Origin of the sequence: Bacillus sp. XF8, assembly GCF_017498755.1 — a bacterium.
Lineage (GTDB): Bacteria > Bacillota > Bacilli > Bacillales > Bacillaceae_G > Bacillus_A > Bacillus_A bingmayongensis.
Map to the genome: position 1 here is coordinate 97,165 of NZ_JAGDQK010000027.1, position 15,564 is coordinate 112,728.

19 protein-coding genes and 1 pseudogene are annotated in these 15,564 nt (G+C 35.9%); 9 read left to right on the top strand and 11 right to left on the bottom strand.

The genetic code is table 11. The features are described from left to right. The first annotated feature begins 64 nt into the window (after positions 1–64). The 3 genes from J4P91_RS17295 to J4P91_RS17305 are packed head-to-tail and all read left to right on the top strand — an operon-like array spanning position 65 to position 2,644. Positions 65–1,069 carry an ABC transporter substrate-binding protein gene (locus J4P91_RS17295; protein WP_207995101.1) on the top strand — a complete coding sequence of 335 codons (1,005 nt, stop codon included), beginning with the start codon at positions 65–67 and terminating at the stop codon, positions 1,067–1,069. 11 nt (positions 1,070–1,080) lie between these two features. Then, a complete protein-coding gene (locus J4P91_RS17300) occupies positions 1,081–1,845 on the top strand; it encodes an ABC transporter ATP-binding protein (protein ID WP_207995102.1) in 765 nt (254 codons plus the stop codon). Continuing rightward, positions 1,838–2,644: an ABC transporter permease gene (locus tag J4P91_RS17305; RefSeq protein ID WP_207995103.1), complete on the top strand. Its 807-nt coding sequence runs from the start codon at positions 1,838–1,840 to the stop codon at positions 2,642–2,644. The genes J4P91_RS17300 and J4P91_RS17305 overlap by 8 nt, the downstream gene beginning before the upstream one ends. A gap of 63 nt (positions 2,645–2,707) precedes the next feature. Here the strand turns inward: J4P91_RS17305 and J4P91_RS17310 are convergent, their stop codons facing one another. Together J4P91_RS17310 and J4P91_RS17315 are read right to left on the bottom strand one after the other, a co-directional pair. Next, the gene (locus J4P91_RS17310) at positions 2,708–2,935 is read right to left on the bottom strand and encodes a hypothetical protein (protein ID WP_207995104.1); all 228 of its coding nucleotides are present in this window, start codon (positions 2,933–2,935) and stop codon (positions 2,708–2,710) included. Positions 2,936–3,103: 168 nt separating this feature from the next. Then, positions 3,104–4,228, bottom strand: a complete 1,125-nt coding sequence (locus tag J4P91_RS17315; protein WP_207995105.1) for a recombinase family protein — start codon at positions 4,226–4,228, stop codon at positions 3,104–3,106. A gap of 104 nt (positions 4,229–4,332) precedes the next feature. Here J4P91_RS17315 and J4P91_RS17320 point away from each other — a divergent pair, with 104 nt between their 5' ends. Beyond that, complete coding sequence (locus tag J4P91_RS17320; RefSeq protein WP_207995106.1) at positions 4,333–4,992, top strand: HAD family hydrolase; 660 nt, start codon at positions 4,333–4,335, stop codon at positions 4,990–4,992. Between the two features lie 272 nt (positions 4,993–5,264). Here J4P91_RS17320 and mutTA read toward each other — a convergent pair whose 3' ends face one another. From mutTA to luxS, 5 genes and pseudogenes are all read right to left on the bottom strand, one after another. Then, positions 5,265–5,744 carry an antimutator 8-oxo-(dGTP/GTP)ase gene (mutTA, locus tag J4P91_RS17325; RefSeq protein WP_017153731.1) on the bottom strand — a complete coding sequence of 160 codons (480 nt, stop codon included), beginning with the start codon at positions 5,742–5,744 and terminating at the stop codon, positions 5,265–5,267. A gap of 85 nt (positions 5,745–5,829) precedes the next feature. Beyond that, on the bottom strand, positions 5,830–6,147 hold the full coding sequence (locus J4P91_RS17330; protein ID WP_017153730.1) for a hypothetical protein: 318 nt from the start codon (positions 6,145–6,147) through the stop codon (positions 5,830–5,832). 440 nt (positions 6,148–6,587) lie between these two features. Further along, entirely contained in the window at positions 6,588–7,184 is a 597-nt protein-coding gene (gene uptA, locus J4P91_RS17335; protein WP_207995107.1) for an undecaprenyl phosphate transporter UptA, read from the bottom strand. A gap of 247 nt (positions 7,185–7,431) precedes the next feature. After that, a pseudogene (locus J4P91_RS17340) lies at positions 7,432–7,605 on the bottom strand (DMT family transporter); the annotation flags it as partial. 107 nt (positions 7,606–7,712) lie between these two features. Further along, positions 7,713–8,186 (bottom strand): S-ribosylhomocysteine lyase LuxS, encoded by a 474-nt coding sequence (gene luxS / locus J4P91_RS17345; RefSeq protein ID WP_016116785.1) that lies wholly within the window; start codon positions 8,184–8,186, stop codon positions 7,713–7,715. A gap of 129 nt (positions 8,187–8,315) precedes the next feature. Here luxS and yidD point away from each other — a divergent pair, with 129 nt between their 5' ends. After that, positions 8,316–8,552: a membrane protein insertion efficiency factor YidD gene (gene yidD / locus J4P91_RS17350; protein ID WP_017153723.1), complete on the top strand. Its 237-nt coding sequence runs from the start codon at positions 8,316–8,318 to the stop codon at positions 8,550–8,552. Here the strand turns inward: yidD and J4P91_RS17355 are convergent. Then, entirely contained in the window at positions 8,549–9,112 is a 564-nt protein-coding gene (locus J4P91_RS17355; protein ID WP_017153722.1) for a beta-class carbonic anhydrase, read from the bottom strand. The two genes, yidD and J4P91_RS17355, sit on opposite strands and share 4 nt — an antisense overlap. Before the next feature lie 223 nt (positions 9,113–9,335). On the opposite strand from J4P91_RS17355, the gene cydA reads away from it, so the two are divergent. Continuing rightward, positions 9,336–10,682: a cytochrome ubiquinol oxidase subunit I gene (gene cydA / locus J4P91_RS17360; protein WP_017153721.1), complete on the top strand. Its 1,347-nt coding sequence runs from the start codon at positions 9,336–9,338 to the stop codon at positions 10,680–10,682. Further along, on the top strand, positions 10,672–11,700 hold the full coding sequence (cydB, locus tag J4P91_RS17365; protein WP_207995108.1) for a cytochrome d ubiquinol oxidase subunit II: 1,029 nt from the start codon (positions 10,672–10,674) through the stop codon (positions 11,698–11,700). Before cydA ends, cydB begins: the two co-directional genes overlap by 11 nt. Before the next feature lie 45 nt (positions 11,701–11,745). Here the strand turns inward: cydB and J4P91_RS17370 are convergent, their stop codons facing one another. Continuing rightward, positions 11,746–11,979 (bottom strand): spore germination protein, encoded by a 234-nt coding sequence (locus J4P91_RS17370; protein WP_279538651.1) that lies wholly within the window; start codon positions 11,977–11,979, stop codon positions 11,746–11,748. 172 nt (positions 11,980–12,151) lie between these two features. Here J4P91_RS17370 and J4P91_RS17375 point away from each other — a divergent pair, with 172 nt between their 5' ends. Further along, the gene (locus J4P91_RS17375) at positions 12,152–13,183 is read left to right on the top strand and encodes a YdcF family protein (protein ID WP_207995110.1); all 1,032 of its coding nucleotides are present in this window, start codon (positions 12,152–12,154) and stop codon (positions 13,181–13,183) included. Positions 13,184–13,240: 57 nt separating this feature from the next. Here the strand turns inward: J4P91_RS17375 and J4P91_RS17380 are convergent, their stop codons facing one another. Beyond that, positions 13,241–14,104 (bottom strand): LysR family transcriptional regulator, encoded by an 864-nt coding sequence (locus tag J4P91_RS17380; RefSeq protein WP_207995111.1) that lies wholly within the window; start codon positions 14,102–14,104, stop codon positions 13,241–13,243. A gap of 99 nt (positions 14,105–14,203) precedes the next feature. Between J4P91_RS17380 and J4P91_RS17385 the strand changes: the two genes are divergently transcribed. Continuing rightward, complete coding sequence (locus J4P91_RS17385; protein ID WP_207995112.1) at positions 14,204–15,358, top strand: MFS transporter; 1,155 nt, start codon at positions 14,204–14,206, stop codon at positions 15,356–15,358. 75 nt (positions 15,359–15,433) lie between these two features. Here J4P91_RS17385 and J4P91_RS17390 read toward each other — a convergent pair. Then, positions 15,434–15,564: IS3 family transposase (locus J4P91_RS17390; protein WP_207995116.1), on the bottom strand; the 131-nt coding region annotated here is incomplete at its 5' end.

Consider the following 15,564-nt stretch of genomic DNA (forward strand, 5'->3'; position numbering starts at 1 on the left):
ACTCACCTCTAGGCACTTCCCTCCATATCATAGCAGTAGATTCATTTCTAGGAGGTGTCACGTATTGAAAAAATTCATAGCTGTTTTTTGTATACTTGTACTTACTGTTTTTACATTTGTGGCGTGTAGTAAAAAAGACGACACTAAGCAAAAGACGCAAAAGATTCGCATTGGTGAAGTTACACATTCTCTCTTCTATGCCCCGCTCTATGTTGGGATCGAAAAAGGATTCTTTAAAGATGAAGGAATAGATATTGACCTGCAAACGACAGCTGGTGGAGATAAAACGATGACCACGCTGTTATCTGGTGGAATTGACATTGCACTTGTCGGTTCTGAAACATCCATTTATGTTCATCAGCAAGGAGCAAAAGATCCGGTTATTAACTTTGCACAGCTCACGCAAACTGATGGTACATTTTTAGTTTCACGTAAAAAGTTAGATTCCTTTAATTGGAACGATGTGAAGGACGTTACTTTCCTTGGTCAACGTAAGGGCGGTATGCCGCAAATGGTTGGAGAATACGTTTTGAAGAAAAATGGTATTGATCCACACAAGGATACAAATTTAATTCAAAATATCGAGTTCGCGAATATCGCTAATGCCTTCGCATCTGGTACAGGGGAATTTGTACAGCTGTTTGAACCAACCGCAAGCATTTTTGAAAAAGAGGGAAAGGGCTATATCGTCGCTTCTTTCGGTGCTGAATCTGGAACTGTTCCATATACAACATTTATGGCAAAAGAAAGCTTTTTAAAGAAAGACAAAGTAGCAGCGGAGAAATTCACACGTGCATTATATAAAGCACAGCAATGGATAGATACACATAGTCCTGAAGAAATTGCCGAGGCTGTTACACCACTTTTTAAAGATACTTCAAAAGATATTACGGTAAAAGTAATCGAGCGTTATAAAAAACAACATTCCTATGCGACGAATCCATTATTAGACGCGGAAGAATGGAAGCAACTGCAAACGATTATGAAAGAAGCTGGTGAACTACAAAAAGAAGTTCCACATGAGGCGCTCGTCAATACAAAAATTGCCGAAAGCGTTATTAAGAAATAGAGGCGAATACGATGAGTTTCTTACACATATCTCATGTTTCACAATGCTTTTTTTCGAAGGAAAATGCTCGGCTCGTCCTAGAAGATATTAACTTACACGTAGACGAAGGAGAATTCATCTCCTTTCTCGGTCCAAGTGGCTGCGGTAAGACAACGCTCCTTTCTATTATTGCGGGACTGTTAAAACCAATTGAAGGCACTGTCTTTTTAGATGATGAGCCAGTAATAAAATCAACATCAAAAATGGGCTATATGCTTCAGCAAGATTACTTGTTCCCTTGGAAAACGATTGAAGAAAATATCATGCTTGGGCTACACGTTACAAAAACATATGGGGAGGAAACGAAAGAACATACATTACAACTTTTAAAGCAAGTCGGCCTGCAAGGTGTAGAAAAGCAATCCCCTCAGGAATTATCCGGTGGTATGCGCCAGCGTGCAGCACTCGTTCGTACACTCGCAACAAATCCAAAAATCCTTTTGCTTGATGAACCATTTTCAGCTCTTGATTATCAAACGAAATTAAAATTAGAGGAGCTCGTATTTTCTTTATTGCACAAGTATAAGAAAACTTCCCTTCTCGTCACACATGACATTGAAGAAGCAATCGCAATGAGTGATCGTATTTACTTGCTTCAAGCAAACCCTGGCAAAATTGCCAAAACATTTACCGTACCAGAAAGCATCCGTTCTTTACCACCGTTAAAAGCAAGGCACCATCCTGAATTTCCATCTCTTTTTCAATCCATATGGAAGGAGCTGGAGAACCTTGGATAATATAAAGCAATTACATGAACAATTTCGAAAAAAAGAACGCCAGCGCACTTGGACAGCTGCCTCTTTACAATTATTACTTCTCATTCTCTTCTTTGCATTATGGGAAATCTCTAGTAAACAGGAGTGGATTGATCCCTTACTTTTCAGCTCTCCTTTAAGTATTTGGGAGTTGTTTTTAAGTAAATGGGGAGATGGATCACTTTGGATTCACATATGGACGACACTACTTGAAACGGGTATTGGTTTTATTCTAGGTACAGTGCTCGGGACAATCATCGCAACCGTTCTTTGGTGGATACCTCTTATCGCTCGCGTATTAGACCCATACCTTGTTGTGCTCAATGCGATGCCGAAAGTAGCGCTTGGTCCGATTATTATCGTTATTTTCGGCCCAAACATTTCCTCTTCAATCGCAATGGGAGTCATTATTTCTATCATCATCACCATTCTTGTTATTTACAGTGCATTTCAAGAAGTTGATTCTAATTATATAAAAGTAATGGATACGTTCGGTGCAAATAAATGGCAATGTTATAAACAAGTTATTTTACCGTCTTCCTTTCCCGCTATCATTTCAACTTTAAAAGTAAACGTTGGATTATCATGGGTTGGTGTTATTTTCGGTGAACTGCTCGTTTCAAAACAAGGACTCGGTTATTTAATTAGCTACGGATTCCAAGTGTTTAACTTTACGCTCGTACTACTGAGTGTGTTACTGACATGTGTCCTCGCTACTCTTATGTATGTGTTTGTTGAAGGATTTGAGAAATTAATTGTAGGGAAAAGAAAAAGAAGCTGACTCCAAACAATATGCCGGGGTCAGCTTCTTTTTCAAATTGTATTAATACGTATACAATAAAATTTATTTTGGATCACATACTTCTGTATCGTTAATTACAGTACTCCCTTGAATCGTGACCGTATGAAAACAATCTTTCACACGTACCTTTACAATATTATCTTGTCGATCTATAACATGATACTCACTAAATTGTTTATCTAGCGCTGTGCGAATTTGTTCTCCTTCGAAAATCGGAACCCCATGCGACATTACCCAAATAAGGCCAGCAATAGCAAGAATGGTTTTCATACGATCTCCCTCCTTGAGAATGAATTCATTGCATCTACAACATGTATATTGTGATTGTGTCAATTTTGTGACAACTTTCTTTTCATACCTATTCTATTTGAAAATTCTAGTTCCTTCTTCTATGTAAAAAAAGCAACCTCATTATATTTTGGTTGCTTTTACTACTGTTTATTCTTCTACTTTTTGCGAAATTTCATATAACCCAGATAACACTTCCGCTCTCATTTTTACGAGCTCAGGGAACTGATAGAAGAACGCGATTTTTTTATACTTTAACTCTGTTCCTTCCTTCACTTTCTTTGAATCTTGTAAAATGAATGCTGTAAATGTATCTGCAATATCTTCCGCTACATTCGTTGTCCCGTACTCGGAAACGAATTGATCATGCTTCTCTTCGAAAAATTGTATTTGTGCATCTTCATTTGTTTCAATTTGCTTTTCTTTCCATTCACTTTCAATTGGTTTCCAGAAAGAATCATAGAATTTGTTAATATACGAATCCGCTTTCGCACACCCTTCTTGTAGGAAAAGATTTTTACAATTATTTTGATAAGAAGAAACATCTTTCTCCTCTTCAAACGCCTTTACATACTTTTCATCTACTGGAATTTGTTTATCACTAAGCGTTAATACATGAGCCGTCTCATGAATTAACGTCTTCATCACTTCATCTATATTCACACCTGAATCAAGCGTATCTAAACCTAACACCCAATCTTTCGGATTCTCCATACTAGGAGTCACATGAGCAACAATCCCATCATATCCATCTGTCACAATATCAAACTCTTTTATATTCTCTCGATACTTAGGCGGAATTAACGTACGATAAATTTCCCATAGCGTTTCATGATAATCCTTATCCTCATGTTGCCCAATTATTTCTTCCTTCGCTTCTTTATCATCGACAAACACTTTATTTAAACGTTTTTTATCCAGTTTTTCAAAATAAGGATCTATGATGTCTTCCTCATCAATATAATAAGATGCTAAAAAGAAATAGTTTTCATCATCATCTTTCTTTTTTTCAGCTTCCTTAATACTTTCTATCTTTCCGGAATTCTCTTCCGTACTTTCTTCCAATTCCTCTATATTTCTTTCTGGTTCTTCCAGCTGAGATAGACTCTCCATTTTCTTATATACTTTCTGAACCATGTCATCTCCAAGTTTCGTACAATCATCTTCGGCTTTGCATATATCTTTCTTTTCGGCAACTTTTACCTCTTTACTGCATCCTGCCGCAAAACCAATTGCTAAAATTAAACATAATAACTTTCCACAAAATTTCCCCATATAAACCTCCAGCGTTCCATTCTACAAACATATCATAATCATTTTTTTAGAAATATGCGATAATTATTTTGATAGAGTTTACCATTTTCTTAGGAGGGACTATTATGATACGCGCAGTACTGTTCGATTTAGATGGAACACTATTAGATAGACGTCGTTCTTTGCAGCATTTCATTAAGGATCAATATGATCGTTATGCTCATCATTTTACCAAGATAAATAAAGCTGAATACTGTTCTCGTTTTATTGAGCTCGATAATAACGGCTACACATGGAAAGATAAAGTATATACTACCTTACTCAAAGAATATAACATTATAACTCTAACAGCCGAACAGCTCTTGCATGACTACGTAATAGGATTTGCAAACCACTGCATTCCTTTTCCTAATATGCATGAATTACTACAGCAATTACAAAACAAAAATATTAAAGTAGGAATTATCACAAATGGCATGACTGAATTTCAAATGAATAATATTCGCGCTTTACAACTACATACTTATACAAATACAATTCTCGTTTCGGAAGCAGAAGGTATTAAGAAACCACATCCAGCTATCTTTGAGCGTGCCCTTCAGCAATTAAACGTAACAGCGAAGGAATGTATCTACGTTGGAGATCATCCGGAAAATGATGTAATTGGAGCGGAGAATGCTGGTATAACTGCTGTTTGGAAGAAGAATTCATTTTGGGGGGATTTTGAACATTCTCATGTGGCTCGGGATTTGCTTGAGGTACTTTCATTTGTAAAACTTAAATAATCCATATTTCACCAATTTTTCATGCTAGTATAAAGTGAATATGTCTTATTCAAAAGAAAAATTCTTGGCTATTTCTAATAATAGTCACTGTGTTATTGAATTTTTTATATTCCCACGATCTTCTCACATTACTTCAAAGAATTTCACTATTTTCGTTTTCTTTGTCTTTTGTTTTGCGTAAAGAAAGAAAAATTTTGTTTGGGATCCTATCTTGTATCTTTGCCTTTTCTTTCATTCGTTTTATTCTCTAAACAAAAAAGAAACCGGCTCCTTTACTTCGTAAAACAGCCGGTTTCTTCTATATGTTTCATCGTACGTGCTAATACATCATCACGCATAATAAAGCTAAATTTCCTATCAGTTTTGATGTTATCAGGGATTTCTTTTAATAGAACAGACCCTTTTGTCTCTTCATAGTGCGTATGTTGTTCAACCGCACTAATTGTTGCAAAATAAATGTTTTTAATGATTATTTTGTCTTTTCCAGATACTTTGTATTGTCCTAAGTAAGTTAAATCAGAAACAATGCCGCCGGTTTCTTCATGAACCTCTCGAACTGCCGCTTCTTCCGGTGTTTCCCCAATTTCTACTTTGCCACCTGGAAATTCAAGACCGCGGCGTAAATGATGCGTTAATAACCATTGATCCCCGTACCGGCATACAACCCAAACATGCTTTGGCTCAGGAGAAAATGGGTAACGTTCAAACGATAATTGTACAGTGTTGTGGTAATAATCTTTAAATTTGTACATGCCATTACTCCCCTATTGATGGTTACAAGTTTTTCCTACCACAAATTGTAGCACAATTCTCATTCATATGCATAATGTTATCCAACTATAATCCATTGATTATTCCCATTTGCGCGACTAATTCTTTCGTTTCATGATTCCCTAGATCATAAATCATCTGATATGCTTTCTGTAGCTGTTCGTCATAACGATCATTATTCGAATCATGATGATACTCAACATATGGAACGTGAGAACGTACAAACGAACCAAGATCTTCACGATATGCTTGATCGAAATACTCCCGAAGCTGAATGATTTCCTCATCCGTTGCATAAATCTCAAAACTATATGTATCTGCCGTTTTCACTTGCGAAATTTGACCATTCCCTACTGATATATAGTAAGTTTTCTTATTATCCATATAACGCCCTTCTTTCACCCTTTTAATTTCTATTGTTTTCAACAATTACAAAATTATGTAAAACGAATTGGATTTGATGGTAAACTGAAGAAAAGGATAATTATGGATGATTAAAATCTTAATAATCGGGATCATTATTGTCGTTCTCGTATTAGTACTCTCTGTACTAACTATTATTGAACTACCCCCACCTACCTCTACATGAGCTTGAGGTGGGGGATTCTACTGTTTCTGCCGAAACAAAAACACTTCCTCTCGTTCAACAAAGAGGATACAACGATATAGAATTAGGCTATATCCCTACATACTGTAGAAATATAGCCTTTTTGACTTGAAGCAAACTGTTTACATATGTAACAACATCTTTTACTAACATAAAACACTTCTCGATAGTCAAAAGAAGAGAGACCGTACTTAAACTGTCTTTTTCATATAGATTACTAACCACGTCGTTTCATAATTTTTTTTACAATGAAATAGACAACAGCAATACCCACTGCAGCTATAGCAAAATATTTAACATAAGGTCCTGCTACTTCATTGATATTCTCCCATCTTTCCCCCAGTTTCCACCCTAAATATACAAATAAAGTTGACCATGGAATGATCGCAAGCGTAGTAAGGGTAATAAACCGTGCATGCGACATTTTAGTAATCCCTGCAGGTATTGAAATCGCATGGCGTACAAAAGGAATAAAGCGCGCTGTAAAAATAACACCAGTCCCATAGCGATTAAACCATGCTTCTGCATGATTAATATGCTTTTTCTGAATGAAAATGTACTTCCCATAACGTTCAAGTACTGGTCTGCCTCCATAACGACCTATCCAATAAATAAATAACTGCGCTATAACACCACCAATTGTACCGAATACAATAGCACCAAAAAATGATATACTTCCTGATGATACTAAATATCCTGCGTAAGCTAATACAATTTCACTTGGAATGATTTCAATCATGAGTCCAAGCATAACGCCCCAATAGCCCAGTCCTTCTAAAAAGACTAAAATTGAATGAATTAAATTACCCAACATCTTAACTACACCATCCATTTATAAAGTTTTAAACATACTAAAAAATAAAGAGACGCCTCATTTAAACCACTCCTTTATTTTACATAATATATAAATTTTTCATAGTAAAATAATGAGCATGTCCTTCCTATAATCCTAGTCTTTCTTAATATCCTTCTGTTGTTCGTAGTACAGACAACAAAATAATAGTATATTTATTTTGTTGTCTAAAACATGATTTAAGCGAAGCAACAAGAAATATTAAACATCAACTCAATAACCTGAGACTAGCGATTATTCCCATAATGCCGATGATACAAAATATTCGAAATGTATTTTTCGGTTCACGAAAGAATACAATACCGACAATCGCTGCTCCTAATGTCCCGATTCCAGTCCATACCGCATATGCTGTCGATAGTTGAATAGCTCGCAGAGACATTCCAGACTCTTTACAAAGTACAAGCAAAGATATTATCTCTCACCTAGCAAACTACATTCTTACTAAAAGTAAAAAAGCTGCCTTTTCACAGGCAGCTTTTTTATCTATTAACCAAATACTTTCTCAAGCTCATCTTTATCTTGGCTTAACCAGAAATTCATTAAGCGTTTTGCTCCTTCTAAATCATGAAGCTTCGCTTGACCACACTGCGTTTCGTTTGCAGCTGGAATTTCTGTAATTTGAACCGCATCTTTTAATGTCAGTTCTAATAAATCAATAACTTCACGAACAGTTGGTGTTCCGCTTACAACAAGATAATATCCTGTTTGGCAACCCATTGGTGAAATATCGATAATATCAAAATGCGGATAACGATCAATATATTTACGTAAATTAAATGCTAATAAATGTTCTAACGTATGAATGACATCTGGTTTCATCGCTTGTTTATTTGGTTGGCAAAAACGAATATCGAATTTATTAACAATACCGTCACTACCTACTTTATGAACACCACAATGTCTTACATAAGGTGCCTTTACAATCGTATGGTCTAATTCAAAGCTTTCTACTGATGGCATAAAACATCTCTCCCGCTTTAATTTTAATTCCGCTATATCCAATATGATATAACGGAAATTCGAATTAGTAAAGTATTATGTATAGCCCGTGCTATAATACTAGAAGAATATGCTGGAAAGGAGACCGTTATGAAACAGATTTTTATCGGAATCATACGCTTTTATCAAAAATTTATTTCCCCGATGACACCACCTACATGCCGTTTTTATCCATCATGCTCAAGTTATGGATTAGAAGCATTTCAGAAGCACGGTGCTTTCAAAGGATTCTGGCTCACACTAATACGTATATTAAAATGTCATCCTTTTCATCCAGGAGGATTTGATCCAGTCCCAGATAAAAAGGATGACAAAGTAAACTCTTAAGCTTCGTAGCCGTTCACAACTAAATCTAATTTTCCTGTATCAGGATGGATCACAAGACCATGAACAGGTACTTCTGTTGGAAGTAATGGATGGTTACGAAGTACTGACACGCTATGCTCTACACTTTCTTCCACACTTGAGAATCCTTGTAAGAATTTCTCTAAATCGATTCCAGAATAACGAAGTGTATCTAATTTTTCTTCTGTTACGCCACGCTCTTTCATCTTTTCAATTGTACTGCTTGCCTGTATTTTTGCCATACCACAATCATGGTGACCAACAACACATACTTCATCTGCACCAAGGTCATATACAGCAACTAAAATACTACGCATAATACTTCCAAACGGATGTGAAATAACAGCGCCCGCTACTTTAATAATTTTCACATCGCCATTACGCATATTCATTGCTTTTGGTAATAGTTCAACAAGACGTGTATCCATACAAGAGATAATTACCATCTTTTTATTTGGAAATTTTCCTGTCTCATACTCTTCGTATTTTTTCTCTTCAACGAATTTTTCATTATACTGCAAAATTTCTTCTAATGACTTCATAGTAAAAAACCCTCTTTTCTCTCATTTAAACTACGTACTAATTGTACCAAAATCTAAAAAATCCCAAAAGGATATTACTTTATTGCAAATATATAATTTTTCAGATAATCGACATAATTCTTTCAAAATATACACACAGCTCTGTAACAACTCCCCCATGCTCCTTCTATATTTTCACTATAAACTGGATGTAGATAATGTTAAAAAGGAGTGAAACTTTATTATGTCCGACGTTCTGTTACTGAGTCGTTTTCAATTTGCAATTACTATCTTTTATCACTTTTTGTTTGTACCTTTGACAATCGGACTTGTTATTTTAGTAGCATGTATGGAAACACAATATGCACGCACATTAAATCCAACATATCGAAAAATGGCGAATTTCTGGGGTAAGCTATTTACGATCAACTTCGTAATGGGTATCATAACCGGTATTACAATGGAGTTCCAATTCGGGACAAACTGGTCAGAGTACTCGAAATATATGGGGGATATTTTCGGATCACCACTCGCAATCGAAGCACTTGTTGCTTTCTTCTTAGAATCTACCTTCATGGGAATTTGGTTGTTCGGTAAAGATAAAATCTCACCAAAGTTCCGTGCTTTTTGTATGTGGATGGTTGCGCTTGGAACAAATATTTCCGCACTTTGGATCATTACGGCAAACGGCTTTATGCAAAATCCTGTTGGCTACGTAGTACGTAACGGCCGTGCTGAATTAAATGATTTCTGGGCACTTGTTACCAACCCATATGCATGGCACATCTTCTTCCATACAGTTGTTGGCTGTTATATCGTTGGTTCTTTCTTCGTTATGGCAATTAGTGCGTATCATTTATTACGTAAAAACGATGTGGAGTTCTTTAAAAAATCATTTAAATTTGGTTTAGTTTTAGGATTATTAGCGGCAACTGCAACACCTTTCATCGGTCACCAATCCGGTGCATTCGCTGCAAAAATGCAACCTGCAAAAGGTGCTGCGATGGAAGCAGTTTGGGAAACTGGTAAAGGTCAAGGCTTCTCAATCATCCAAATTCCCGATGTGAAGAATGAGGAGAACTTTGAATTATTAACAATCCCAAAACTCGGCAGCTTCTTCTATACAAACTCATTTGATGGAGAGATTGTCGGTTTGAAAGATATTCCGAAAGAAGATCGTCCGAACGTAAACCTTGTTTACTATAGCTTCCGCTTAATGGTTGCACTTGGCGTATTCTTCATGGCATTAACTTGGTTTGGTTTCTATTTAAACCGAAAAGGAAAACTAGAAAACTCAAAACGTTTCTTAAAAATTACAATGTGGTCTGTCTTACTTCCATATGTTGCGATTAACGCTGGATGGATCGTTGCTGAAGCAGGGCGCCAGCCATGGACAGTATACAAATTGATGCGTACAGCTGAAGCTGTCTCACCAATTTCCGTTCCACAAATTTGGTTCTCATTAATTAGTTTAGTATTGTTCTACACATTGCTCTTAATCGCAGATGTATATTTAATGCTGAAGTTCGCGAAAAAAGGACCTGCAGCATTAGAAGAACCTACTAAGGGAGGTGCCGCTCATGTCTCATGATATGCTTGCAGTCATTTGGTTTGGTTTATGGGGCGTGATTTGGACAGTTTACTTTATTCTCGATGGTTATGCACTCGGCAACGGAATGATTTTCCCGTTCGTTACGAAAGATCGGAAAGAACGAAATCAAATGCAAGAGGCAATTGGTCCTTTCTGGGGCGGTAACGAAGTATGGTTAATTACAGCGGGCGGTGCAACATTCGCTGCCTTCCCAATCACATATGCAAATATGTTTAGCTACTTATATACACCATTATTTTTAGTATTACTTGCTCTTTTTGCTCGTGCAGCAGGGCTTGAATTTATGCACAAAGATGATTCACCAATTTGGCAAAGCACTTGTAAATGGGCATTTGCAATTGGTAGCTTCTTAATCGCCTTCTTATTCGGTGTTACATTTGCAAACCTATACTACGGTCTGCAAATCGGAAAAGACGGCTATGAAGGAACATTATTCAGCTTATTAAATCATTACGGTATTTTAGGTGGTCTCTTCTTCACTGCAATCTTTATCGTATCCGGCTCACTTTGGGTCATGATTAAAACATCTGGCGAAGTATCAGACCGTGCTTATAAAATTGCAAAACCATTTTCAATGGCAGCTGCGATCATTTTAGCCATCTTCTATGTGGCAACTGCAAACCGTACAAACTTATTCCAAAACTTTACGGAATATCCTGTACTGTTCATTCTTCCGGCGCTTGCGATGCTAATGAGCGTGCTAGCAATTATTATGGTTTACAAACATAAAATTGGTCTTGCATTCACATTTATCTGCCTAACAATCGCTATGTTTATGACAACTGGTTTTGCGGGTATGTTTCCAAGAATGTTGCCATCACGTATTAACGATGCATACAGTACAACGTTATACCAAGCAGCAGGCAGTGAATTAAACTTAAAAATTATGTTCTTCGTTGCAATGGTAATGGTACCAATCGTTATCGGATATCAATTATGGAGCTATACAATCTTTAAAGAGAAAATTCATAAAGACTCTGCTAAAGGGTATCACTAAAATGAAAAAGGCACTCAAAGCGAGTGTCTTTTTTTCATTTCAAGCTTATAGTGTAAATTGTATCCCTTGATCATTCACATCTTTATCACACACATCTGTCGCACTAATTCCATTCAAGGCTCTCACAGCAAACCCTGTATTAGATGATCCAGAGCCGCTATATGATTTTTCTTCCACTATCGGACGTACATTGTATTTATCTCCTAGATTAAGTGATCCATTACAGTTTTCAATTATTACACCTTCAATAACAGCAGGCATCATATCACTCACTTTCATTATGTTATTTTCAGTTTATGAAAAGAGCCTAAAAAAATAGCATGTTTACCGCAAAAAAGAAAAAGACATTATTTTTATCATGAATTATTTTTCAATTACGTTATTTACGAAATGTAATATATAATAAACGAGGCAGTCATTCATATAAAAAATTGAGGTGTATACAGAAGTTATGTTTTTTGGAATCGTTACTCTTATTTTATTCGTTATTTTTCTATTCTTTTATTTAAGAGATCCTCGAAGCTTATTAATCGGATTTCTATTTAATTTGTTCTTTTGTTCATCCCTTATCCTTTTCCTTTATTTAGGTTTCAGCTCAAATTATGCGATATTGAGAATCATTGCAGTTATACCGTTTATTATCATTTTCTTAATACTGACCTTTGGGGTATTTACTTTAATGATTGGACTATTTCTTAATGCAAGAATTTTAATGAGAAAAGAAGGACGTCGTTTATCTAACTGCTTAACTTTAATTGCTGGAATGGGCATGTTACTTATTATGCTGTCCTTAATAGTTGAACCAACTCGATTCTTCTCTCCGCATTTTCAGCCGATTTTTTCAGGAATATTTTTGATTATGGTATATTTCTTTTTCCATATATCAACTTTCTTAACAGCTTATTTTCTGTATCAATTTAACAGACCAAGACGCAATCAAGATTTCATTATCGTTCTTGGCAGTGGATTAATTAACGATAAAGTACCACCACTTTTAGCAAGCAGAATTAATAAGGCGATCGATTTTTACTGGAAACAGGCAGCTGTCGCTTCTCCGCCCACAATTATTTTTTCAGGTGGACAAGGTCCAGATGAAAACCTTCCTGAGGCTGAGGCTATGCAAAAATACGCTGTTGAAAAGGGCATTCCTATCGAGCATACAATACAAGAAAATCGTTCCGTAAATACGTATCAAAACATGCTCTTCTCAAAACAAATTATGGATTCATTAAAACCAGATAAACACAAAAGTATCTTTACAACGAACAATTTCCACCTGTTCCGTGCTGGCTTATATGCAAGACAAGCAGGACTCAATAGCCAAGGAATCGGTTCAAAAACAGCTTTCTATTACTGGCCAAATGCGATGATTCGAGAATATATTGCAATTGTCGTAATGAGTCGTAAGCGTCATATGAAGGTAGTAGGCGTTATTTTAGGATTCTGCGCCTTCTTATCAGCGATTAGCTTTTTATTTAATTAATTTATGCAGGAAAAGCCCTCCTTGCGAAAGGAGGGCTTTTTTAGTTTTCATACAGTCCTAGGAACTGGTCGATAATTGATTACATGCAAAAAAAGCATCAATTATCGGTGATTTTTCTTTAAAAGCTAAATGAATATGGCGATATTGTTTCTGCTTTAATTTTTTAATTTCAATGTTTTTATGTGATTTAAAAAACAGCTCAGGTCCCATTGTAATCCCAATCTTTTGCGAGACCATGTTCACAATCGTTTCGCAATTAAGTACCTCTAATATAATATTTGGACGTACTTGATAATCAGCTAAATTTTTTATTACTAATGGCTGGTACGGACCTTTCGGCATAATAAAGTCCATTCCATCAATTTGTTGAATATCCACTACTTTTTGATTCATCAACGAATGATTTTTCGGTAACCCTAATACGATCTCATCTTTGCTTACTGGGATTGATTTTATTTGTTTATTTACATTTGACCCTAAAACAAATCCTATATCCACTGTACCATTATCAATCCATTCGATAACTTCTCCATATGTCCCTTCAAATAATAAAACTTTAACACCTGAGTAACTCTGTCTAAGATGTAATAACATGGCCGGTAATATTTGGGCTGCCGCACTCGTAAATGCTCCGATTTTCAATGTACCTTCCAATCGATTATTCTGCATTGATACTTCTTGTTTAATAGCAGCTTCACTCTTCAATACATTTTGAATATGAGGAAAAATACGATCTGCAAACTCGGTTCTTCTAATTTCAGCCTGCTTATTTCTGTGTAACAAAGGATGACCAAATTCTTTTTCTAAACTAGCAATCGCATGACTAACAGCTGATTGTGTCATATTTAATTGTTCTGCCGCCCTAGTAAAATTACCTAACTCTACCACCTTTTGAAAAACTTCATATCTAGCTATCGTCATGAATTTTACTCATACCTTTCATGTAAAATATGAATTTCACTAATTTCATTATACTCGTTACGATGAAATTAGAACAAATCATCAAAAGGAGGAATCACATTGAATAAAATTTTTTTATTAACATTTGGGATGTTCGCACTAGGAGTAGATGCTTATATAATGGCAGGAATCTTACCTCAAATCGCCGATGATTTTCATGTTTCAATTGGGACTGCTGGACAAACCGTGAGCATTTTCACAATCTGTTATGCGATTGCGGCGCCTTTGTTTGCTACGTTTATGAGAAAGACAAATACGAAACATACATTATTAGCAGCATTATTCCTTTTCACAATCTCTAACTTCCTGACTGCTGTGACTCATCAGTTTGTTATTCTATTAATTTCTAGAGGAATAGCGGGCATAGGTGCTGGTCTATATTCGCCATTAGCATCAGCTGCTGCTGTTAAATTAGTTTCTGAAAAACAAAAAGGAAGAGCTTTAAGTACCGTTTTACTCGGAATGAGCGCTGGAACCGTAATTGGCGTTCCATTCGGTATATATATCGCTTCCATTTACGAATGGCGCATAGCGATGTGGTTTATCGTGGCAATTGGGATCATCGGGATATTTGCTCTCTTCACTAAGTTCCCTATGATACAATCAACTCCTTTGCCAACATTAAAGGAGCGACTAAGTATGTTCAAAAACAAGGATATTTCACTCGTTATGCTTATCACAATGATATTAAGTTTTTGCAGTCTAGGTTTGTATACATACTTAGATACCATCATTACTGCATATGGATTTCAAAAATCTATCCTGTTTATTTGGATGTGGGGAATCGGCGGAATTGCGGGAAGTTTTATAATCGGATTTATAATGGATTTCTATAAGAAACCAAAGATCATATTACTGTACTTAATGGGGATCATGTTTTTCTCATTTATATTTATAGGAGTTTTCCATGAAACTGCATTATTGCTAGCCATCTGCTTAATTCTCTGGGGAAGTACAGGATGGGCGGCACTAGCTACCCAGCAAAAAACACTCTTAGAAATTAGTCCAGATCATGCTACCATTTCAATTGCTTTACTTAGCTCTATTAATTATTTTTCCGGTTCCATTGGGACAATGACAAACGGAATATTTTTAGAGAAAGGAGTAGATCCAATCAATTTGCCTTATATAATAGGCGGTATATTACTTTTGGCTATAGGAGGACAAATTCTTTTTGTAGGTAAGAAAATTGTAACAGTACGTGAGTCTCACTAAATTATGATTCAAAAACAAAAAGCCCCTATCTCCTTCTTGAAGTGAACCCTGAAAATGGGAAACACATCAAAACACCTAAACTACCTGTTCCTTATATTCTTTAGGGGATAGGTAGTTTAATTTTTCCTGAATTCGCACACAATTGTAGTAATGAATGTATTCTAACACAGTCTTTCGCACAGTTGTGTTGGATACTTTTGTTAGAT